At 58.9% G+C, this 21,316-nt stretch carries 15 protein-coding genes; 8 read left to right on the top strand and 7 right to left on the bottom strand.

Features of this window, described 5'->3' with window-relative positions; genetic code table 11:
• The first annotated feature begins 2 nt into the window (after positions 1-2).
• From ACUNV4_RS02735 to ACUNV4_RS02755, 5 genes are read left to right on the top strand one after another with little or no spacing between them, the layout of a single operon-like run.
• On the top strand, positions 3-908 hold the full coding sequence (locus ACUNV4_RS02735; RefSeq protein WP_430876955.1) for a carbohydrate ABC transporter permease: 906 nt from the start codon (positions 3-5) through the stop codon (positions 906-908).
• Positions 908-2,413, top strand: a complete 1,506-nt coding sequence (gene argH, locus ACUNV4_RS02740) for an argininosuccinate lyase (protein WP_430876956.1) — start codon at positions 908-910, stop codon at positions 2,411-2,413. The genes ACUNV4_RS02735 and argH overlap by 1 nt, the downstream gene beginning before the upstream one ends.
• Positions 2,401-3,462, top strand: coding sequence for an ABC transporter ATP-binding protein (locus tag ACUNV4_RS02745; protein WP_430876957.1), 1,062 nt, complete (start codon positions 2,401-2,403; stop codon positions 3,460-3,462). The genes argH and ACUNV4_RS02745 overlap by 13 nt, the downstream gene beginning before the upstream one ends.
• Positions 3,463-3,518: 56 nt before the next feature.
• The gene (locus ACUNV4_RS02750) at positions 3,519-4,370 is read left to right on the top strand and encodes a carbohydrate kinase family protein (RefSeq protein WP_430876958.1); all 852 of its coding nucleotides are present in this window, start codon (positions 3,519-3,521) and stop codon (positions 4,368-4,370) included.
• A 15-nt stretch (positions 4,371-4,385) separates the two neighbouring features.
• Positions 4,386-5,645 (top strand): NAD(P)/FAD-dependent oxidoreductase, encoded by a 1,260-nt coding sequence (locus ACUNV4_RS02755; protein ID WP_430876959.1) that lies wholly within the window; start codon positions 4,386-4,388, stop codon positions 5,643-5,645.
• A 10-nt stretch (positions 5,646-5,655) separates the two neighbouring features.
• Here ACUNV4_RS02755 and ACUNV4_RS02760 read toward each other — a convergent pair whose 3' ends face one another.
• From ACUNV4_RS02760 to ACUNV4_RS02780, 5 genes are all read right to left on the bottom strand, one after another.
• Positions 5,656-8,439 (bottom strand): bifunctional diguanylate cyclase/phosphodiesterase, encoded by a 2,784-nt coding sequence (locus ACUNV4_RS02760; RefSeq protein WP_430876960.1) that lies wholly within the window; start codon positions 8,437-8,439, stop codon positions 5,656-5,658.
• The gene (locus tag ACUNV4_RS02765; RefSeq protein WP_430876961.1) at positions 8,436-9,467 is read right to left on the bottom strand and encodes an ABC transporter substrate-binding protein; all 1,032 of its coding nucleotides are present in this window, start codon (positions 9,465-9,467) and stop codon (positions 8,436-8,438) included. Before ACUNV4_RS02765 ends, ACUNV4_RS02760 begins: the two co-directional genes overlap by 4 nt.
• Before the next feature lie 299 nt (positions 9,468-9,766).
• Positions 9,767-9,997 (bottom strand): DUF2852 domain-containing protein, encoded by a 231-nt coding sequence (locus ACUNV4_RS02770; protein ID WP_430876962.1) that lies wholly within the window; start codon positions 9,995-9,997, stop codon positions 9,767-9,769.
• A gap of 188 nt (positions 9,998-10,185) precedes the next feature.
• A complete protein-coding gene (locus ACUNV4_RS02775) occupies positions 10,186-11,040 on the bottom strand; it encodes a universal stress protein (protein ID WP_430876963.1) in 855 nt (284 codons plus the stop codon).
• 15 nt (positions 11,041-11,055) lie between these two features.
• A complete protein-coding gene (locus ACUNV4_RS02780) occupies positions 11,056-12,546 on the bottom strand; it encodes a SulP family inorganic anion transporter (RefSeq protein ID WP_430876964.1) in 1,491 nt (496 codons plus the stop codon).
• A gap of 410 nt (positions 12,547-12,956) precedes the next feature.
• Here ACUNV4_RS02780 and ACUNV4_RS02785 point away from each other — a divergent pair, with 410 nt between their 5' ends.
• The gene (locus ACUNV4_RS02785) at positions 12,957-14,291 is read left to right on the top strand and encodes a hypothetical protein (RefSeq protein ID WP_430876965.1); all 1,335 of its coding nucleotides are present in this window, start codon (positions 12,957-12,959) and stop codon (positions 14,289-14,291) included.
• 70 nt (positions 14,292-14,361) lie between these two features.
• Here ACUNV4_RS02785 and ACUNV4_RS02790 read toward each other — a convergent pair whose 3' ends face one another.
• The gene (locus tag ACUNV4_RS02790) at positions 14,362-16,020 is read right to left on the bottom strand and encodes an electron transfer flavoprotein-ubiquinone oxidoreductase (protein ID WP_430876966.1); all 1,659 of its coding nucleotides are present in this window, start codon (positions 16,018-16,020) and stop codon (positions 14,362-14,364) included.
• Between the two features lie 114 nt (positions 16,021-16,134).
• Positions 16,135-17,547, bottom strand: coding sequence for an MBL fold metallo-hydrolase RNA specificity domain-containing protein (locus ACUNV4_RS02795; RefSeq protein ID WP_430876967.1), 1,413 nt, complete (start codon positions 17,545-17,547; stop codon positions 16,135-16,137).
• A gap of 200 nt (positions 17,548-17,747) precedes the next feature.
• Here ACUNV4_RS02795 and rlmKL point away from each other — a divergent pair, with 200 nt between their 5' ends.
• Both rlmKL and sohB read left to right on the top strand, forming a co-directional pair.
• Positions 17,748-20,099, top strand: coding sequence for a bifunctional 23S rRNA (guanine(2069)-N(7))-methyltransferase RlmK/23S rRNA (guanine(2445)-N(2))-methyltransferase RlmL (gene rlmKL / locus ACUNV4_RS02800; RefSeq protein WP_430876968.1), 2,352 nt, complete (start codon positions 17,748-17,750; stop codon positions 20,097-20,099).
• Positions 20,100-20,196: 97 nt separating this feature from the next.
• Positions 20,197-21,300 carry a protease SohB gene (gene sohB / locus ACUNV4_RS02805; protein WP_430876969.1) on the top strand — a complete coding sequence of 368 codons (1,104 nt, stop codon included), beginning with the start codon at positions 20,197-20,199 and terminating at the stop codon, positions 21,298-21,300.
• Positions 21,301-21,316 lie beyond the last annotated feature (16 nt).

Here is a 21,316-nt window from a genome sequence, read left to right on the forward strand (position 1 = left end):
TCATGTCAGCAAATCTGTCGAATAGTGGCAGCACCAGCGATCTGCAGGTGCAGGCCAGTTCAGAGGCGCTGCTGCGCGGCAGTACGGCGCCGGTCAGGCGAAACTGGGCACAGTATCTGCGCTGGTTGCTGTTGTTTGCCGGCGGCATACTGATGGTGATGCCACTGGCCTACATGATGTCGACCTCGTTCAAGTTTCCGTTCGAAGTCTACAACCTGAACCTTGTGCCGGAAGAACCGACCCTGGAGAACTACACCTATGTGCTGGAGGATGGCCGATTCCTGCAGTGGTTCATCAATTCCCTGATTATCGCAACCCTGACCACCGTCTCCAGCGTCTTCTTCGATGCACTGGTCGGCTATACCCTGTGCAAATACCGTTTTCCGGGTCGTTACGTGGTCTTCATTGCCATCCTGTCCACGCTCATGATTCCCACGGAGATGCTGGTCATTCCCTGGTATCTCATGTCACAGCAGTTCGGTTGGCTCGACACTACCTGGGGCATCATGTTTCCGGGGCTGATGACCGCATTCGGTGTGTTCCTGATGAAGCAGTTCTTCGAGACGGTGCCGGACGATTTCATCGAAGCGGCCCGCATCGATGGACTCAATGAACTGCAGATCTGGTGGACGGTCGCCATGCCCCTGGTCAAGCCTGCGCTGGCCGCGCTGGCCATCTTCGTTTTCCTGGGTAACTGGACGGCCTTCATCTGGCCACTGATTGTCACCACCAGCCAGGACATGTACACACTGCCCGTCGGCCTGACCACCTTCAGTGTCGAGCAGGCGGTGGAGTGGGAACTGGTCATGACAGGGGCGGCCATTTCGGTGTTGCCTACACTGATCGTGTTTCTGGTCTTTCAACGATTCATCATTCGAGGTGTAGTCATGGCGGGGTTGAAGGGATGATGCTGGATGGTTCTGTATTTCCCGATCCCGTTTACCGGGATACGGTACTGGCCCCTTTGTTCGATGGTGTCCGGCAGCATTATTCGGGATTCATGGCGGCGATCAATCAGGCGCATCTGGTCATGCTGTCCGATGCCCGCATCCTCGATGACGATGCCGTCGGCGCGATTGCCGGTGCATTGCAGGCCATACAGGAGGAGGTGGATGTCGAAGCACTTCGCTACACCGGAGAGCACGAGGACTACTTCTTTCTGGTGGAGTCCGAGCTGAAGGCTCGCCTGGGGGCCGATGTCGGCGGCATGTTGCACACGGCCCGCTCACGCAACGACATGGACCACACGGTGTTCAAGATGGCTCTGCGTGAATACTGCGATCGTCTGCTGGCTCAGGCATTGCAACTGGCCAATGTGCTGCTGCAGAAGGCGCAGGTCGAGCGCGATACATTGATCGTGGCCTACACACATGGGCAACCCGCGCAACCGTCTACCTTCGCTCATTACCTGGGCGCGGTACTGGAAGTGCTCCTCGCAGACATGCGACGCATACTGGATGCCCGCAAGGCGCTGGATCTGTGTCCGATGGGGGCGGCTGCCATCACCACATCCGGTTTTCCCATCGATCGCAGGCAGATGGCGGAGCTGCTGGGCTTTGCTGCACCGAAACGCAACAGTTACGGTTGCATCGCCTCTGTCGATTACGTTACCGGTCTGTATTCGGCCATCCGGCTACTGTTCGTGCATCTGGGACGCGTGATACAGGACATGGCGTTCTGGTCGGCTTTCGAGGTAGGGCAGCTGTATGTACCGAACTCTCTGGTACAGATCTCCTCCATCATGCCGCAGAAGCGCAATCCTGTCCCCATTGAGCACATGCGGCACCTCGCCAGTGTCACGGCCGGTCGCTGCGACACGATCGTCAACACCATGCACAACACGCCGTTCACCGACATGAACGACAGCGAAGGCGAAGTCCAGGCAGCCGGCTATGCCGCCTTCGACAGTGGCGGGCGTGTGCTGGAGTTGCTCAGCGCCTTCATGGCGTCGGTCTCGATCAATGAGGAGCGTGTGGCACAGAACGCCGATGCTGCCTGTATCACGATCACGGAGCTGGCTGATACCCTGGTGCGCGAGGAAGGCCTCTCCTTCAGGCAGGCGCATGAAATCGCTGCCTCCACGGCCAATGCAGTCATTGCCGAAGGCATGGCGCTGCAGGCCGCTTACCCGGCATTCTCGCAGGCATTCCAGGATGAAACCGGACGGCCCGGCAAACTGAGTGAGTCCAGTTTCCGGCAGGCGGTGTCGATGCGCAACTTCGTCGAACTGCGTGATCGATTCGGCGGACCTGCCACGGCTGCCATGGATGAGGCGCTGGCCGCTTATACCCGTGAGCTCGACGAGCTGCTGGAGATAGTCACTGCCTGCCGAAATCGCTTGCAGACTGCCGATGAACAGCGACTCAAGTCGTTCAACGCCTTGCTGGAGAACCAGAAAACATGGCAAGCCTGACACTGAAGAATCTGGTCAAGCGTTATGGCAAGACCGAAGTTCTTCACGGTATCGATCTGGACGTGAAGGATGGTGAGTTTGTCGTGTTCGTCGGCCCGTCCGGGTGCGGTAAATCCACCACGCTGCGCATGATCGCCGGGCTTGAGGATATCAGTTCCGGGGAGATCAGCATTGGCGACCAGGTCGTCAACAATCTGGAACCCAAACAGCGCAACATCGCCATGGTCTTCCAGAACTACGCCATCTATCCGCACATGAGCGTGCGCAAGAACATCGGTTTCGGTCTGCGCACGGCGAAGCTGTCCAAATCGGAGAAAGCCGAGCGGATCATGGAAGTGGCCACCTTGCTGGGCATGGAAGACTACCTGGACAGAAAGCCCAGCGCCCTGTCCGGTGGGCAGCGTCAGCGTGTCGCCATCGGCAGGGCGCTGGTGCGTGATCCGGCCGTATTCCTGTTCGATGAACCGCTGTCCAATCTGGATGCTCAGCTGCGCACGCAGATGCGGCTCGAGATCAAGAAATTGCACCAGAGAGTCGGTACCACGATCGTTTTCGTCACTCATGATCAGGTCGAGGCAATGACGATGGCCGACAGGATCGTGATCATGAAGGACGGATACATTCAGCAAGTGGGGACACCCGCGGAGGCCTATCACAATCCGGTCAATACCTTCGTTGCTCAATTCATCGGCGCACCGTCCATGAACATGTTGCCGGGGGTGCTGGATGAACAGGGTCTCAGCCTCTGGAATGGTGCGCAGGTTCCCTGGAACCTGGCATCCAGTGGTTCCTCCCACGACGTGATTCTCGGCATCCGTCCCGAGGATCTCAAACCGGTTGCACAGAGCCAGTCCATGTTGCAGGGAACCATCTCGGTCGTGGAGCCGCTGGGGTCGGAAACGCTCCTGTATGTCGATATCGATGGTATCGAGGTCATTGCGTCGGGCCCGGGACGCCAGGCGCCTGAGCCGGGCAGCCGGATATTTCTCGGTGCTGCCATCGATACCCTGCACCTGTTCGACAAGGACAGTGGTGTCGCACTGAAGTGACTGACAAGGGAATTTTGTGCGCCGGCCGGGTCTATTGTGATCTCAACTTCTCGGGCATGACGCAACTGCCAAGTCTGGGACGTGAGCAGTTCGCTGAAGAGATGTCGGTACACGCCGGCGGCGGTGCCTTCATCACGGCGGCCTACGTGGCGGCACTGGGCAAGCCGTCATGTCTTCTGGGGCGACTGCCCTGTGCACCCTTCGCCAGCATCATCGAGCAGGAAGCGCTGGCACTGGGCGTTGATCTGGGCCAATGTGTCGTCGCCAGCGGCGGTTCCCCCCAGCTGACTGTTGCCATGGCGATGGATGGCGACCGAGCCTTTCTCACCAGTCGCCAGGGTGCGGCATTGCCGGATGATCATGCCGCCAGGATGCAGACTCTGGCCGCGGCTTCGACGCTGACACATCTGCACATCAGTGAGCTTTCCACGCTTCTCGAGAACCCATCGCTGCTCGTTCAGGCGCGTCAGGCGGGCTTTAGCGTGTCGCTCGACTGTGCCTGGGACGATGCCTGTCTCGACCATCCTGACATCGCCGAGCTGATTTCCCGGGTTGATGTCTTCCTGCCCAATGAGAGCGAAATGCAGCGACTGCAGCGCAACGGTGTCGATTCTGCCTGTGCTCCAATGACGGTGGTCAAGCAAGGTGCGGCGGGAGCAACGGTCCACGAGGCTGGCCGGCAGCTGCATGCTGCCGCCGATCCGTGTGAGGTGATTGATACCATAGGGGCGGGCGATGCCTTCAACGCCGGTTTTCTGTGTGCCTGGCTTGCCCGCAGGCCCCTGTCCGACTGCCTGGTCATGGGAAATCGTTGTGGGGCGCTGGCAGTGGGGCGCAGGGGCGGCGCGGGAAATCTGCCGGATCTGAACCTTCTACTGGTGGAGACTGGCGGTAATGCAGGGGTCTAGAACAGGATTGCAAGCATGACATCACAGGATCGATCACCGCATACGGTCGTCATCGGCGCTGGCATCAACGGTGTGGCAGCCGGTATCTGGCTGGCCAGAGCCGGGCACCGGGTGACTCTGGTCGACAGACAGGCTCCGGGGGAGGGCACCTCACACGGCAATGCCGGCGTGCTGGCGTCCTGTTCTGTGGTGCCGGTGACTACACCGGGTCTGCTGCGCAAGGCACCGGGCATGCTGATGAATCCCGATTTCCCCTTGTTCATGCGCTGGAGCCATCTGCCCAGAATGCTGCCATGGTTGACGCAATACCTGGCCAATGCCAATGACGCCGATACCCGTCGCATTGCGAGTCATCTGCGATTCGTCATTGGCGACAGCCTCGAACAGCATCAGGACCTGGCTGGCAATACCGTTGCCGATCAATGGCTGGTCCCGTCCGATTACCAGTTTGCCTATCGCAATCGCGAGGAATTCGAGGCGGAGTCCTATGTCTGGAAGTTGCGCCGTGAGAACGGCTTCGAGCCGGAGCTGCTGGAAGGGGCGGCAGTACGGGAAAAAGAGCCGGCACTGGGTCCCGGTATCGGAATGCTGGCTGTCATGCGGCAGCATCATGGACACATTCGCAGTCCGGGTCTGTACGTGAAGTCACTGGCCGAGGTGTTTGCCGGGCTTGGCGGGACTCTGGTACAGGCAACCGTGCAGGGCATGGAACTGGTGGATGACAGGATCAGATCGGTCCAGACCGATCAGGGGCCGATTGCCTGTGATTCCGCGGTACTGGCGACGGGAATCTGGTCTACGCCGCTGGCGCGGCAACTGGGCATCCGAGTGCCGATGGAATCGGAGCGTGGTTATCACGTGATATTCAGGGAGCCTTCGCAGTGCGTCAGCGTGCCTACCATGATCGCGTCGGGAAAATTCGTGGCAACGCCCATGCATGATGGCATGCGCTGTGCCGGCATCGTGGAGTTCGGTGGATTGCAGAAAGGCCCCTCGCGCAAACCGATCGAACTGCTGATGCGCAAGGTGAAGGAGTTGATGCCAGACCTGGAATACCGCGACACCGTGGAATGGATGGGGCATCGCCCGGCTCCGACAGACAGTCTGCCGTTCATCGGACAGATCCGTTCAACCGGGGTGTATACAGCCTTCGGGCATCAGCACATCGGTTTGACCGGTGGTGCCAAGACAGGGCGTCTGGTCGCGGGCCTGATCACCGGTGAGCAGGATGCCCAGGCATTGGCAGCCTTTCGGCCGGATCGCTTTCAACGCTGACTCGGTCCAATCACGCCACGCGGCGAGAGCTGAAACACTGCACCAGGGTGTCCTCGACACTGGCAGGTTTGCCTATGTGATACCCCTGCGCATAGTCGATTCCGATGTCGGTCAATTCGTCGAGTATTTCCTGATTCTCCACATATTCGGCAACGGTCTTCACGGCCATGGTCGTGCTCAGCTGGTGTATGGCAAGAACCATGTGTCTGTCAAAGCGATTGCTTGCGATATCCTGAACGAACTGCCCGTCGATCTTGATGATATCGATCGGCATGTTCTTGAGATAGGCAAAGGAGCTCAGCCCCGAGCCGAAGTCATCGAGTGCGATCAGGCTGCCGTTGTCACGAATGCTGTGGAACAGATCGACTGCCACCGAGAAGTTGGCAATGGCAGCAGTTTCGGTCAGCTCGAACCAGACCTTCTCGGGGTTTGGCTTGTATTGATCGAATTGCTCACGGATATAGTCGGCCAGTGTCGGATCGGCGACGGACTGCCCCGAGAGGTTGATCGAATAGCTGCAATGACCGGCGGGACCGCCATCGAGCTCTGCAATGGTACGCAGCGCGGTCCGTATGACCCAGCGATCGATCTGCCGCATCAGATCGTAGCGCTCCGCGGCCCGGATGAACTGCCAGGGGGTGAATTCCATGCCTTCCGAGTCTCGCAGACGCAACAGGAACTCGAAGTGCTCGATCGATTCCGGCGGCACTCCTGCCGTTTCGCCTTCATTCTTGCTCAGTCTGGCAATCGGCTGCATGTACAGCAGGAATTCATCGTTCTGCAAGGCGTTCTGCAGCCGTGGAAGCCAGCTGAGTTCTTCTGATCGTTGCGCCAGGGCATGATTGTCGGCGGAGTATACGAGCAGATTGTTGCGCCCGGCATCCTTGGCGGCGTAGCAGGCGATGTCGGCTGCAGTCATGACGTCATTCAGATTGTTGCAGTTCTGGTCGAGATGGACGACGCCGATGGATGCGCGTACTGCGAATGCCTTGTCTTCATGGTGGAATATGAATCCCTGAAACAGCTTGTACAGGCGCTCTGATATGGCTTGCGTGTGTTCGGCCGTGACATTGGTCAGCAGCAATGCAAATTCATCACCGCCCAGGCGGGACAGGGTGTCCTGTTCGCGAACGATCGATGACAGACGAGTGGTCAGCTCCTTGAGCAGACGGTCTCCGGCACGATGCCCACAGGTATCGTTGATCGTCTTGAACTGATCAAGATCCAGATAGAACAGGGCGTGTTGATTGTCGCTGAAGGCCATTTCATCGAGCAGACCTGCCAGTGCCTGCTCGAAATGATGTCGGTTGTAGCATCCCGTCAGGGAGTCATGGTTGGCCTGATAGGCCAGCTTTCTGGTCAGGCGCCGTTCATGACTGACATTGCGCATGACCAGGACATGGCCGGTGATTGTATTTTCCTGGTTGTGCAGGCTTGTCAGCGTCAGCTTCAGGATGAGATCCGAATGCAGGTTGGCAATGGGGATGACATCGAATTCACCCTTGCTGCCATGGGAGAGATGCTGCAATGCCGTTGGCAGGTCAAGGAGGGTGTCCGGCTCTTCCAGCAGTCGGAATTCGATCACTTCGCTGAAATGCCGGCCCAGTGTGTCATCGGGTCTTGCCTTGAACAGTATGACCGCCGCCGGGTTGATGTGCGAGATGCGCAGGTCGGTATCCAGCGTCAGGATGGCATCCTGCATGGCATTGAGTGTTCGCTCTGCCATTTCCCGAGCGTCGTACAATGCCTCTCGGCTGCGATTCTGTTCCTGTTCGCTTTGCCGCTTCGTCGATTGATGGGACAGGAACTGCAACAGCAGCAGCAGGAATGCCACCATGCAGCTGGCTGCGACGAGCAGAGCCGTACCGGTGAAGCCGACTTCCTTTTCGAATCGAATGCTCAGCCTGCCCGAATCGCTTGTCCATACCTCGGTGAGCTGCTGACTCGGATACAGGAAACGCAGATACAGATTCTCGTTGTAGCGAGGTTCCTGACTGTACAGCGCCGTGACGGTATCACCATGCTCGACCCTGACCTTGATGTCGAAATCGCTCAAGCGGGCGGCAAGCCCGCTCAGCAGCCTGGTGACATCAATGGACATCCAGAAGCCACCAGCCGACTGTTGCCAGCGTGTCGCATCGGTCCCCGGTGTCTGCTGACCGCGATACACGGGTCTGAACTGAACCAGATGGCCGCCAAAGGGCCATGATTCGGGAAAACTCGTCACCAGGGTGCCGTTGGTTCTGGCGATGTTGTCCAGCATCTGCTCCAGTCCGTCAAGCGATCCCAGGTTGGTACCGATCAGTCGCGCATTGGTCGGCAGCAGTGGTTCGAGGACGCTGATGGGATAGGACCATTCCACGGCTGGCAGGCTGCTCACATTGCCGTGCTCGTCGATGCCCTTGATTCTGTAATCCAGCAGGCCGGATTCGCTCATGTGCGCCTCGAAGCTCCTGCGCTCAGCCTGGCTCACGTGCTCGTAGCGACCTATGCTGGTGATGTAGTCGGCGTGCTCGAGAATCTGGTTCGAGTACAGCAGCAGTGATGAGTGCTGCGGCGCAGGAGCCGATTGGTGCAGGCCGACCAGCGATGCCATCAATGCACGGATGCCGCCGATCTGCTCGCTGATGTCCGTAACGGCCAGTCTCATGCGTTCGGTGTTCAGTCGATCATGATGCCAGCTGTTGAGCGAATAGGTGATGACCAGCAGGGAACAGGTCAGCGCTATGCACAGCAAGGCAGTGCGGGCACGGTAGGGTGTCATCGTCCGGTGCAGGGAACCGATCACCCTCATTGGTACTTCTTGGCTCGATTGGTGATATGCGGGCTGAGCCGCAGACCACTGCGTTCGGCCAGATCGACATTCAGCCAGGTTTCGAACTTGCGGTTGGTCACCACCGGAATATCGCTGGGCGGCAAGCCGTCCAGAATGGCTATTGCTGCAAGTGCGGCCCATTCCCCCTGTTCCTCGGCCAGACGAGTGTAGCCAAGCACCGCATAGTCCATCATCCAGTCGTTGTAGGTAACGCTCAGCGTTCGTGTATGCAGCAGGGCATGGCGTCGAGCAACGTCATGATCGAAATCGCGTACATTGGCGTTGTTGCCGATGATCAGCAGGTCATGGTTCTGTGCCAGGCGAAAGCCGCTCAACCAGGCATCGAAGTCATCGACCAGGATACTGTCTACCCCGGTGCCGAGCAGATTGGCAATCAGATCGATGCGCGCCAGCATCTTCAGGTCGGCGGGGGAGTCGCTGCCCAGATACAGGATGCGAGCTGCGCCCGGTTGCTTTCGCAGAGTCAGGATACGGTGGTCGGGACTGCTCTGGACCGCTGTCAGTGTGTTGATCAGCATATGTCGCAGTGGTGCCACTTCCACCATGCCTGTGACATTGCTGCTTGGCAGGCCATATTCCTGGACTGACCAGTTGATGCCGGAGAACACCACGGGAGTCTTGCCGCCCAGCAGATATGGCACGATCAGGTACTCGGCCGCATTGTCGTCCGAGGTGATGATGATATCCGGTTGCAGGTCGCGAGCCCGTTCGAAAGCTGCCAGGCCTGCACTCTGCATGTCCCTCACCGATGGCCGTCTGCTGCTGTCCATGTAGAAACTGGCAACTTCGCAATGCTCGGCAATCGTCTGGCGCAGGCCTCGCTCGATACCGTCAGACCAGGCATGCCCCTGATGATAGGAGGACACATACAGACACAGCGGCGCCGGTGCTGCCAGTACCGAGCAGGCAAACAATGACAGACAGGCCGTGGTTACGGCCCACCATCCCGGGTACCGGGAGCCACATCGGCTTGTAGGATCTGCCATGGTCTGCACGCATGAACAACGGAACGTGTCCTGAATATCGGCGGATCAACTGTCGCGTAGAGATCGACAGGTTTCATTTGTAACCTGAGCGCGGGAGGCAAATGCCTGTCTGCGCGCGTCAGGCATCAGCAAGCGGGTGTCTGCTCGCCGGATGAGTGCAAGAGGCTGGAGCGTGCCCGCCGGGTGCCCGCTGTCTGCGGGCATGACGACCACTGTCTGTCTGGATACTCGATATAGCCCGGTTCAGCAACGCGGTTGTCTGACTACAGTCAGTCAGGCGTTCTGGCGAACGACCAGGCTCAGGGGTTGCGGGAGAACGAATCCAGCCCGGCACGGAAAGCAACGCTCAATCGTTTCCAGAAGATGGACAGCGTCTCTGGTCGTCCCAGGTCGAGGCCGAGCTTCTGCCCCCAGATGATGTACGCGATCATGAGCACGGCCAGTGGCCAGGCAACCATGAACAGGATGATCATCAGGCCGATGTTGACCGGGGTCCAGCCCGGCGCCAGTTGTTGTTTGAAGTCGTGCATGATTCTGCGCCCCCCAGGCGTCATACCCTGCCGTCAGTCCCGGTACCGCAGCAGCGTTGCAGCTGCGGTCTGCAGGAGAGTGACTGACGAGGTGATTGTTGATCGATCAGATGGTGTGAAGATAATGCTGAGGCCTGCCGAATTCAATTCGTCAGGCCTCGGCAGAACCACCCCGCATCGATTGCTGATCAGCGAAACAGCAGCACCGGTACCTTGCAGGAACGTACCATTTCGGTGGTGGTCGAGCCGATGATCAGGTTGCGGATTCGGGAATGCCCGTAAGCACCCATGATGACAAGATCGAAACCTTCCTGCTCGACCTTGTCGGCAATGACGCTTTCGGGGGTGCCGGGCAGGTTCTCACCGGTAACGGCGAAGCCCCCTTCCTTGAGCGTGATCACGGCGCCTTCCAACTGGCGACGTTCGTTGGCCGAGTCGCGACCGACACTCAACAGGTGGATCGGCAAGTCGTTGTAGTGAGGTCGCTTCGACACGAATTCCACGGCCTTCAGGGCGCTGGGTCCACCATCGAAGGCGATCAGTATCTTGCTCGGTTCCGTGAATTCCCGGGAAGCCACCATGACCGGCTTGCGTGTGGAACGGATGACCTTTTCCAGGTTGGGGCCCAGATGCAGTGTGTCGAAATTGGCCGACTCGCCACGCTTCCCCATGACGATGAGGTCAGCCTCGTCTTCCATATCCTTGACCGTGTCGACGATCTCGCCGTTGCGCAACCGGGTGTGGACGTTGCTCACGCCGCGTTCGGACAGCAGTGATTCGGCATCGACCAGGATCGCGCGGCCACGTTTCTGGGCCAGCCGTGCCTGCTGGGCATCCAGTTCCGCCAGTTCGCTGAGCAGGGCGGAGCGCGCACCCAGACCGATGCTGCCGCTCAGATTGGACTGGTCGGCGCTGGCATCCCGGCGTGTCAGGACATGAATGACTTCAATGCTGGCGCCGGCCCGGTTGGCGACCCAGGCCGCATGTTCGCACACGCTGGCCGAGTAGCTGGAACCGTCGATGACTGCGATAATCTTGATCAAGTTCAATTCCTCGGTCTAGTGCTTCATCATATCGTCAAGTGCGCCGGGTTTGTCGTGCATACCCAGTTCATCGACGATGGTCTCGCTGGCTTCATTGAGTCCGATGATCTCGACTTCACTGCCTTCGCGCCGGAATTTCAGGACGACCATGTCCAGTGCCTGCACGCTGGAGATGTCCCAGATATGCGCCTGGCTGACGTCGATGATGACCTTTTCCACGGATTCCTTGAAGTCGAAGGAGGCTGTGAACTCGTCACTGGACGCAAAGAAGAGCTGACCCTCGACCAGATAGGTTCGGGTCTGTTCATCCTCACTCAGCGATGAGGTGACCCGGAAAATCTGCGAGATCTTCCAGGCGAAGAAGATGCCCGAGAACAGCACGCCAACCAGCACGCCGATGGCCAGGTTGTGCGTGGCCACCACGACGATGACGGTGGCCAGCATGACGATGGAGGAACTGCGCGGATGGGTACGCAGATTCAGCAGGGATGACCAGCTGAAGGTACCGATGGATACCATGATCATGATGGCAACCAGTGCGGCCATGGGAATCAGCTTCACCCAGTCGCCGAGAAACACGATCATGATCAGCAGAAAGATACCGGCACAGAACGTGGACAGACGGCCGCGGCCACCGGATTTGACGTTGATGATGGACTGCCCGATCATCGCACAACCTGCCATGCCTCCGATGAAGCCGGTTGCGGTATTGGCGATGCCCTGACCGATGCATTCACGGTTCTTGTCGCTGCGGGTATCGGTGAGTTCGTCAACGATCGAGGCTGTCATCAGTGATTCGAGCAGGCCCACGGCTGCAACCGCCGCCGAGTAGGGCAGGATGATCTGCAGGGTCTCGAAGTTGAGTGGAATATCGGGTATCAGGAACACCGGCAGGGAGTCTGGCAGTTCACCCATGTCGCCAACATTGCGGATATCAAGACCCAGCACCAGGGTAATGATGGTCAGAATTATGATGCAGACCAGCGGTGACGGTATTGTCTTGGTCAGCCGCGGGAAGAGATAGATGATGGCCAGACCGGCAGCAACCATGATGTAGGTCAGGTACGGTACATCGATCAATTCGGGTAGCTGCGCCATGAAGATCAGAATGGCCAGCGCGTTGACGAAGCCGGTCATGACCGAGCGCGACACGAATCGCATGACCATTCCCAGCTTCAGCAGGCCGGCAACGATCTGCAGAAGTCCGGCCAGTACGGTTGCTGCCAGCAGATACTGCAAGCCATAGTCCTTGACCAGGGTGACCATCAGTACGGCGGTGGCGGCCGTGGCGGCGGAAATCATGCCGGGTCTGCCTCCGGTGATGGCAACGATCACGGCTATTGAAAAGGAGGCATACAGGCCTACCTTCGGATCGACTCCGGCAATGATGGAAAAGGCAATTGCTTCGGGAATGAGTGCAAGGGCCACGACAAGTCCGGCAAGCACATCGGCCCGAATATTGCCAAACCATTCCTGTTGCCAATGAGATACGTAATCTGTTTTCACGATATGGATAGTATGTCGAAGCGAATGGGGGCCCGATTCAGCGCCTGCCGGGCAGGACTGTGACGCAGTACCATGTCATTGGAACAGGCAACAGGGCATAAATACGACCGATTGAAATCAGCTGGCGTATACTAACCGCTACTCGGTCCGCATCGGGTCAGAAATTGGTAACGCACTGTAGACCAAACTGTCCTGTCGCAGTGAGACCTGAGAGAGATTTACCTTTGCCTGGCGGGTAACATGCCCTGTCCGCACGGGCCCTGAGAGGGGCTGGCATTCACGTGCCTGACTGCAGTCCTTGCCTCACACATCGTCTTTGACCAGCCGTGTTGTCAATACACTGGCATGAGCAGGCTGATTGCCGCAAGTCACGGAAAACAAAGAAGTAAAACCAAGGTGATAGTACAAACATGACCAATAGCGAGTTGCCATCGGCACCATCGAATTCCGGCGGAGCGTCATCGGACAGTCAATCAGCCTCTTCACGTGAGAACGGCGGTCCATCCAGACCCAATCGCGGGGCACGTTCTCGTAACAGCAACGCTCGCGCCGAAGGCGGCAATCCGGGACGTAACCGCAAGAAACGCAGTGGTCGTTCGGGCAAGCGCGGTCGCTCCGGCGACAACGATGACATCGGCAATCGCATCGAGAAAGGCAATCGGGCGCTGAAACCACCCCGTGAACTCACCGAAGAGATGGACAATATCGGTAATCGAGCCCTGCCCGAGCCGGCTACCGAAATCGAATACGAAGATGACAACTTCGGCAATCGTGATCATTTCAACGTCAACAACCGTTTTCCGTCAGACAGCAATCTGATCGGCATGGAAGATCCCTATCAGGTGGGTAGTCTGGTTTACGGCAGCAATGGTCGCAACCAGGGCAATCGCAACAAGCAGGGGCGCGGTAATCAGAAGCGTCGCCAGCCCGGTCAGAATCAGGCACGTGCCCAGGGGCAGGGACGTAGTGCCCAGGGTCGCCAGCAGACACGCAATGGGCAGGGTCGCAATGCCAACCGTGCACAGTCCGATGAGGCGCAGAACAACGGCCAGAACAACGGCCAGAACGGTGCGCAGAATGGCCGCGGCGGACGTAACCAGAATCGCAACAAGAACCGCAATCAGTCGCGCAACCAGAATCGCACTCCGCAGAAAGCCGAGCAAGCGGCAGGTCAGACAGAGCACGATGCTGCCACGCCAGCCATCGCAGCCGACAAGCCGGTGTCGGTGATCAACGGCGATGCTCAACAGAAACTACCACTGGATCAGCCCGCCGCCCGGGATTCGCAGCCGGTAGCCAGTGAATCGTCTCCTGCGGCCGCCGGAGCTGAGGCGTCCACGCCTGCACCGGCCACCGCGGATGCCGCTTCCTCGCCAGCAAGTGACAAGGCGGACGCAGCGCCAGTCAGAAAGCCTCGTGCACCACGAAAGCCCAGGGCAGCCACCGAGAACGAGGCGCAGAGTGCGGCCTCGGAACCGGCTGAGCCAAAGGTGACAAGGACGAGAGCGAAGACCACGGCAGTGCGCAAACCGCGCGCCAGTGCGGCCGCCAAGTCGGCGGACGCAGCTGTTGAGGGGGCAGCCGAAACCGAGAAAAAGCCCAGAGCAGCAGCCAAGCGCGCGCCAAGGAAAAGTGCCGGTGCCGCCAGTGACGCTGCCGGTGAAGCAGCGGCAGATGCGCCAGCCAAACCCAAGCGCGCCCCACGTGCCAGCAAACCCAAGGCGGCACCACCGGCCGAGGATTGAATCGCTGGGAAAATTCGGCAATGAGCTTGCGGGCAGTCGGATGTACTGCCCGCAGAGCGTGACGTCGCTTTTACATGTTCGGGTAGTTGGGACCGCCGCCACCCTCGGGGACGACCCAGGTGATGTTCTGGCTGGGATCCTTGATATCGCAGGTCTTGCAGTGAATGCAGTTCTGCGCGTTGATCACGAAGTTTGGTTCGTCTTCCTTGACCACCACCTCGTACACGCCTACCGGACAATAGCGCTGGGCGGGTTCGGCATACTTGGGCAGATTGACCTGAATCGGGATGGTCGGATCGCTCAGTTGCAGATGAACCGGCTGGTTCTCTTCATGGTTGGTGTTCGACATGAAGACCGATGAAGGTTTGTCGAAGGTGATCTTGCCATCGGGTTTCGGGTAGTCGGGGGCATTGCAGCTGTCGGCCGGCTTCAGGCAGGCGTGATCCGGCACCTCATCGCGGAAGTTGAAGGGCAGTTTGCCGCCGAAGAAGTTCTGGTCGATGTAGTTGTAGGCGCCTCCCAGGTACATGCCGAACTTGTGCATGGCTGGCCCCCAGTTGCGCGAATTCTTCAATTCCTCGCCGGCCCAACTGGCCAGAAAGGCGTCATCGTATTCGCTCAACTCTCGTCCTTCATCACCATTGGCCAGAGCCGCAGCGATGGTTTCGGCAGCCACCATGCCGGATTTCATGGCGGTATGCGTGCCCTTGATCTTGGCAAAGTTGAGTGTGCCGGCGTCGCAACCGATCATCAGTGCGCCTGGCATGCTCATGCGTGGCAGAGAATTGAGTCCGCCCTTGGCAATGGCGCGTGCACCGTAGCAGATACGTTCGCCACCTTCGAGTACGTCGCGAACCACCGGGTGATTCTTGAATCGCTGGAACTCCTCGAAGGTGCTCAGATGGGGGTTGGAGTAATTCAGGTCGATGATCAGACCGACCACCACCTGATTGTCTTCCAGGTGGTACAGGAAACCACCCCCGGTGGTGCCGGTTTCGGACAGAGGCCAACCGGCACCATGGACCACAACCCCCGGGTCGTGTTTTGCCGGGTCAATCTGCCACAGCTCCTTCAGACCGATACCGTAGTGCTGGGGCGAGCGGCCTTCATCGAGTCCGAACTGGTTGATGAGCTGTTTGCCCAGATGGCCGCGACAGCCTTCGGCAAATACGGTGTACTTGGCATGCAGTTCCATGCCGCGTTCAAAACCGTCTTTCGGGCTGCCATCAGCGCCGACGCCCATGTCACCGGTGGCGATACCCTTGATGCGTCCGTCTTCGTGATACAGGATCTCGGCAGCTGCAAATCCGGGAAAGATCTCGACGCCCAGCGCTTCTGCCTGTTCCGCCAGCCAGCGCGTCAGATTGCCAAGGCTGGCGACATAGTTGCCATCGTTGTGCATCGTCTTGGGTGAGAGGAAATGCGGCATCTTCAGGGAACCACTGGCACTGGTGAAGAACAGGATGTCATCGCGCGTCACGGCGGTTTTCAATGGCGCATTGTTTTCCTTCCAGTCGGGAAACAGCTCGTTCAATGCGCGCGGCTCGATCACGGCCCCGGACAATATGTGAGCACCGACTTCGGAGCCCTTTTCCAGCACGACAACGCTGATCTCCTGCTCCTTTTCCTGAGCAATCTGCATCAGTCTGCAGGCAGTGGCCAACCCCGCAGGGCCGGCGCCAACCACCACGACATCGAACTCCATCGACTCTCTTTCTTCTGTACTCATCTTGTGCGGATCTCACTGCTGATCGGTGGGTGGGCCGCCTGGCCCGTGTTTTTCAGTTGATGTTCCGGATTCAGCCCGTCTTGCGGCTGGCAGAAACCGTAACAGAACGAACAATCATTGGCCAAATTTATCCAGCGCCAGCAAATCTGTCGACTTGCCACGGGATGCAGGGATGGCACGAGCACCCAGCTCATCACTCAGCCGAGCCGCCAGAGCCTGCATGGCGCGGCTCTCTCCATGCACCAGCAACACCGGAGGTCGATCCGTGAAACCGGCATACCAGTCCAGCATGCCCTGCTGGTCGGCATGGGCAGACAGGCCGCCAATGGTATGGATGGTGGCACGAACGGCGATCTTTTCCCCCCATATCTTGACGGTCGGCTTGCCATCGACCAATTGGCGGCCGAGGGTTCCGGGAGCTTGATATCCGGCAATGATGACATGGGCATCGCGGCGCCACAGATTGTGTTTCAGGTGGTGAATGATGCGTCCCCCGGTACACATGCCACTGCCGGCGATCACGATGGCACCGGATTCCATCTTGTTGATGGCGCGGGATTCCGCGGCGGACTGGGAGAATGACAGATTGGGCATGGACAACAGGGGGCCGTGCTTCTTGTAGAAGGCGGCAGCCTCTTCGTCATACAGGCTGACGTGGCGCAGATAGACATCGCTGGCACGGATCGCCATGGGGCTGTCCAGAAAGATCTTCCAGCGATCCAGCCCCCATTCGTCGAAGTAGCGGGCCATGGTGTACAGAATCATCTGGCTGCGGCCGACGGAGAAGGCCGGTATCAGGATATTGCCGCGGGCGCTGCTCAGTGCGCTGGCGATCTCCTGGACCTCCAGCAGGGTTTCCGACCAGTCCCTGTGCAGGCGATTGCCGTAGGTGCTCTCCATCAGTATCAGATCCGCCTTCTTCAGGCAGGTGAAGTCTTTCAGAATGGGTGAACCGCGGTGCCCCAGATCACCACTGAATACCACGACACGAGACTCATCGCCTTCCACCAGAGTGATCTCGACGATAGAGGAACCGAGAATGTGGCCGGCATCGTACAGTCGAATGCTGACGCCCGGTGCCACCTTGACCGAGGTGTCATAGGGTGTCGCGACCAGCTTGTCGAGTGTTTCTTCGACATCCTTCTGGTCATACAGTGGTGTCAACAGAGGCTTGCCGGCACGTTTGCGCTTGCGATTGCGAAATTCCACATCTCTGGCATTGAGGTTGGCCGAGTCCTTCAGCAGGATCTGCACAAGATCGCAACTGGCAGCGTGGCTGTGTATGCGGCCATTGAACCCCTGATCGATCAGCATGGGCAGTCGGCCGCAATGATCGATATGGGCGTGACTCAGGACAACCGCATCGAGGGTGGACGGGTCGAAGGGGAAGGGGTCATGGTTTCGCAATTCATCCTTGCGGCTACCCTGAATCAGGCCGCAGTCGAACAGAACACGTGATTCACCGACTTCAATGAGGTGGCAGGAGCCGGTGACTTCCTCGGCGGCACCGTAACTTGTCAATTTCATGGCGTTTCTTGAGCCGCCGGGATCATCGCGGCATCCGTTTCCCCGTATACAATGTCTATTGTATCGAAGTACATCTGTCCAGCCTTGACTGGGTGCATGGCGGCTCGCAGCTTTTACAGGCTGTGTTGCCGGTATCTGCATGCAGGCGGCCAGACAGGATGTCACATGAATGTCTCTGTTTCCAACCGGGTCCCATCGTCTTGCCGAATTCCTTCTCTTCATCCGATCTGAGCGCAACCCTGCGTCATGCCGAGCTGTATGCCACCTGTGGCAGCGGGCTTGAACACCTGCTGGCAGACGAACTGCGTGAACTTGGGCTGGAGCACGTCCAGAGTGCCGGTGCTGGCGTGCGTTTCAGCGGCGGACTTGCGGCCGGCTACAAGGCCTGCCTGTGGAGTCGCGTGGCCAATCGCGTGCTGATTCCGATTCATCAGGGAGCGGCGGCCACTCCGGAAGCGCTCTATGAGCTGGTACAGGAAATCGACTGGAGCCTGCATGTCGATGTTGACGGCTCGCTGGCCGTGGATTTCTTCACCGCCAAGTCGGCCATTACGCATTCGCAATATGGCGCCTTGAAAGTCAAGGATGCCGTGGTGGACCAGTTCCGGGAGTCCAGCGGCCGACGTCCGGACGTCGATCGCGATACACCGGACCTGCGCATCAACGTCTATCTGTTCCGTGACAAGGCGCGAATCGCCATCGACCTGTCCGGCAGCAGTCTGCACCGGCGGGGTTATCGTGATGCCGGCGGCCTGGCGCCGTTGAAGGAAAATCTGGCCGCTGCGCTGTTGCTGGCAGCGGGCTGGCCGGCAGCGCTTGAACAGGGTCAGCCTCTGGCCGACCCCATGTGTGGCTCCGGCACCTTGCTGATCGAAGCTGCCATGATGGCTTGCAGGCAGGCACCGGGTCTGCTGCGCGATTATTTCGGATTCATGGGCTGGAAGGGACATGATGAGGCGCTCTGGCAGGATATCCTGCTCGAGGCTCGGCAGGCGGTGCGACCCTCTCCCGTGGCCATCTGCGGCAGTGACCATGACAGGCGCGCCATCGACAACTGTCGCCAGAATCTGCAGAACGCCGGATTGGCGGATGTGGTCAGCCTTGACGTGGCCTCGGTGTCTGACCGACGCCCGCCGTTGCTGGATGATGCACCGGAAGGTCTGCTGATCAGCAACCCGCCCTATGGCGAACGTCTGGCCGGCGATGCCCGCTTCTATGCCGATCTGGGTTCCAGTCTGAGTCGCGAGTACGCCGGGTGGCAGTGCGCCCTGTTCACCGCGGAAGCTGCACCGCATGCGCGGGCACGCCTGCCCTTGTCAAAGACCCTGAAGGCGACCAATGGTGGTATCGACTGTGTGCTGCTGACGGGGGAGATTCCCCGGGCGGGCAAGGCCCGACTGCCGGTGGCGTCACACGCTGCCGAGGGGCAGGACGGTATGCCTGGTGCTGCGGAAACCGGCGCAGGGCTCGCACCCGCCGGGTCCTCTGCCGATATGTCAGCCGACAGCGAGGCTGACAGTGATTCGCCTCACCCGCAGGCGTCACTCTACCGAGGACCGCGTGAGGCGCTGGAGGTGGATGCCACGCCGTTCGCCAATCGCCTGAAGAAGAACCTGCGGGCGCTCAAGGGCTGGAAGAAACAGTCGGGTGTGAAGGCCTATCGGGTCTACGATTCCGACCTGCCGGAGTTCGCCGTCGCCATCGATCTGTTCGAATCCGAGCAGCTGCATTGTGTGGTGCAGGAGTATCAGGCGCCGTCGACGGTCAACCGGGCGATGGCAGAAGCGCGACTCGAGGCTCTGATGGCTGTTCTGCCGGAAACACTGAATGTGGAATCCGATTGCGTGCACCTGAAAGTGCGGGAAGTGAAGAGCGGTACGCAACAGTATGAGAAGTTGCAGTCTGCCTCGTCCAGCGTTTCCCTGGTGGAAGAGTTCGGCGCGCAACTCGAGGTCAATTTCACCGACTACCTGGATACCGGTCTGTTTCTCGATCACCGGCCTGTGCGGCGATACATCTGGAAGAACAGTCAGGGCAAGCGCTTTCTCAACCTGTTTGCCTATACGGCAACGGCGACGGTTGCCTCGGTCATGGGTGGCGCTTCCAGCAGTGTGTCGGTGGATACCTCGAATCGCTATTGCCAGTGGGCCATGCGAAATCTGGATCGCAACGGCGCGGCTCAGCAATTGCACGAAGTGGTGCGGCAGGATGTGATCAGCTGGCTGGAGCATGCGTCGGTGGGTATTCGTGAAGAGGCGCTGTTCGATCTGATTCTGCTGGACCCACCAACCTTCTCCAACTCCAGTGCAGTCGAGGATGACTGGAATGTGCAGCGCGATCACGTCAGCGCCATCGATGCCTGTCTGAAGTTGCTGGCACCGGGCGGAACCCTGATATTTTCAAACAACTATCGGCGTTTCAAGCTGTCACCGGAACTGACCGAGGATGACACAAGGGGTATCCGGGTGGAGGAGCGCAACAGCTGGTCCATCGATCGGGATTTTCAACGCAACCCGCGCATTCATCAGTGCTGGTTCATCCATAAACCATAGTTTCAGGGCGCGTCCGCTCAGGTGCTGACCATCCCGCAGGGGATGCATGCTGCCGGACGGCTGCGGCTATTCAGACAATACAAGACAGGGGATAAGTGTGGCTGAGTTTTTCTACGAATACGGGTTGTTTTTTCTCAAGGCGCTGACGTTCGTGATTGCCGTTGTGGCCATCATCATGGCTGTGGTAGCGGCCGCCATGCGCAGCCGTGACATGGATGGTGGTGGTTCGGAAGGGCATATCGAGATCCGCAAATACAATGAGCGTCTGGAGGACATGCGGGAGGCTCTGTCCTTCTCCCTGATGGAGCCGTTCGAACGCAAGCTGGCCGAGAAGGAGAAGAAGGCTGCAGACAAGGCCGAGAAGAAGGCAGCCAGGAAGGCGGCCAAGAAGGCGAGCAAGCAACGCGGCGAGGGTGAGACCATCCTGGTCGAGAAGGGGCGTTCGCGGTTGTATGTACTGGATTTCGACGGTGATATTCGTGCCACAGAAGTCGACAAGCTGCGCCGCGAGATTACTGCTGTATTGACCACAGCCACGTCCGACGACGAGGTGCTTGTACGACTGGAGAGCGGTGGTGGCATGGTGACATCCTATGGTCTGGCTGCTTCGCAACTGGATCGTATCCGCGACAGGAAGGTGCCCTTGACCGTTTGTGTGGACAAGGTGGCTGCCAGCGGCGGTTACATGATGGCTTGCGTGGCAGACAAGCTGGTGGCTGCACCTTTCGCCGTGCTCGGTTCCATCGGTGTGGTTGCACAGATTCCCAACTTTCATCGCCTGCTGAAGGAACACAATATCGACTTCGAGATGCTCACGGCGGGCAAGTACAAGCGCACGCTGACTCTGTTCGGAGAAAACACGGATGAAGGTCGGCAGAAGTTCATCGAGGATATCGAGCGCATTCACGGGCAGTTCAAGGACTATGTCAGCAAACGCCGCCCGAAACTCGACATCGAACAGGTGGCAACCGGTGAGATCTGGTCCGGACAGGACACGCTGGATCTGCATCTCGCGGACAAGCTGTCCACCAGTGATCAGTACCTGATCGACGCCTGTGAAGAGCGCGATGTACTGATGGTCAGCTTCAAGGCCAGGAAGAATCTGATGGAGCGATTTTCCATGGGTGTACAGAATACGGTCGATGGAGTGCTGCTGAAGTGGTTCGATCGTCTGATGAAGAGCCGGTTTTCCATCGGTTAGAGCCTGCGGGCGCGAC

Source organism: Granulosicoccus sp. 3-233 (assembly GCF_052681095.1).

Excerpts from the sequence above, each read along its gene's own strand:
- ACUNV4_RS02770 (WP_430876962.1), bottom strand. The coding sequence starts at position 9,997 with ATGCACGACTTCAAACAACAACTGGCGCCGGGCTGGACCCCGGTCAAC.
- ACUNV4_RS02765 (WP_430876961.1), bottom strand. The coding sequence starts at position 9,467 with ATGGCAGATCCTACAAGCCGATGTGGCTCCCGGTACCCGGGATGGTGG.
- ACUNV4_RS02755 (WP_430876959.1), top strand. The coding sequence starts at position 4,386 with ATGACATCACAGGATCGATCACCGCATACGGTCGTCATCGGCGCTGGC.
- argH (WP_430876956.1), top strand. The coding sequence starts at position 908 with ATGCTGGATGGTTCTGTATTTCCCGATCCCGTTTACCGGGATACGGTA.
- ACUNV4_RS02750 (WP_430876958.1), top strand. The coding sequence starts at position 3,519 with ATGACGCAACTGCCAAGTCTGGGACGTGAGCAGTTCGCTGAAGAGATG.
- ACUNV4_RS02735 (WP_430876955.1), top strand. The coding sequence starts at position 3 with ATGTCAGCAAATCTGTCGAATAGTGGCAGCACCAGCGATCTGCAGGTG.
- ACUNV4_RS02745 (WP_430876957.1), top strand. The coding sequence starts at position 2,401 with ATGGCAAGCCTGACACTGAAGAATCTGGTCAAGCGTTATGGCAAGACC.
- ACUNV4_RS02790 (WP_430876966.1), bottom strand. The coding sequence starts at position 16,020 with ATGAGTACAGAAGAAAGAGAGTCGATGGAGTTCGATGTCGTGGTGGTT.
- ACUNV4_RS02795 (WP_430876967.1), bottom strand. The coding sequence starts at position 17,547 with ATGAAATTGACAAGTTACGGTGCCGCCGAGGAAGTCACCGGCTCCTGC.
- ACUNV4_RS02760 (WP_430876960.1), bottom strand. The coding sequence starts at position 8,439 with ATGAGGGTGATCGGTTCCCTGCACCGGACGATGACACCCTACCGTGCC.
- ACUNV4_RS02785 (WP_430876965.1), top strand. The coding sequence starts at position 12,957 with ATGACCAATAGCGAGTTGCCATCGGCACCATCGAATTCCGGCGGAGCG.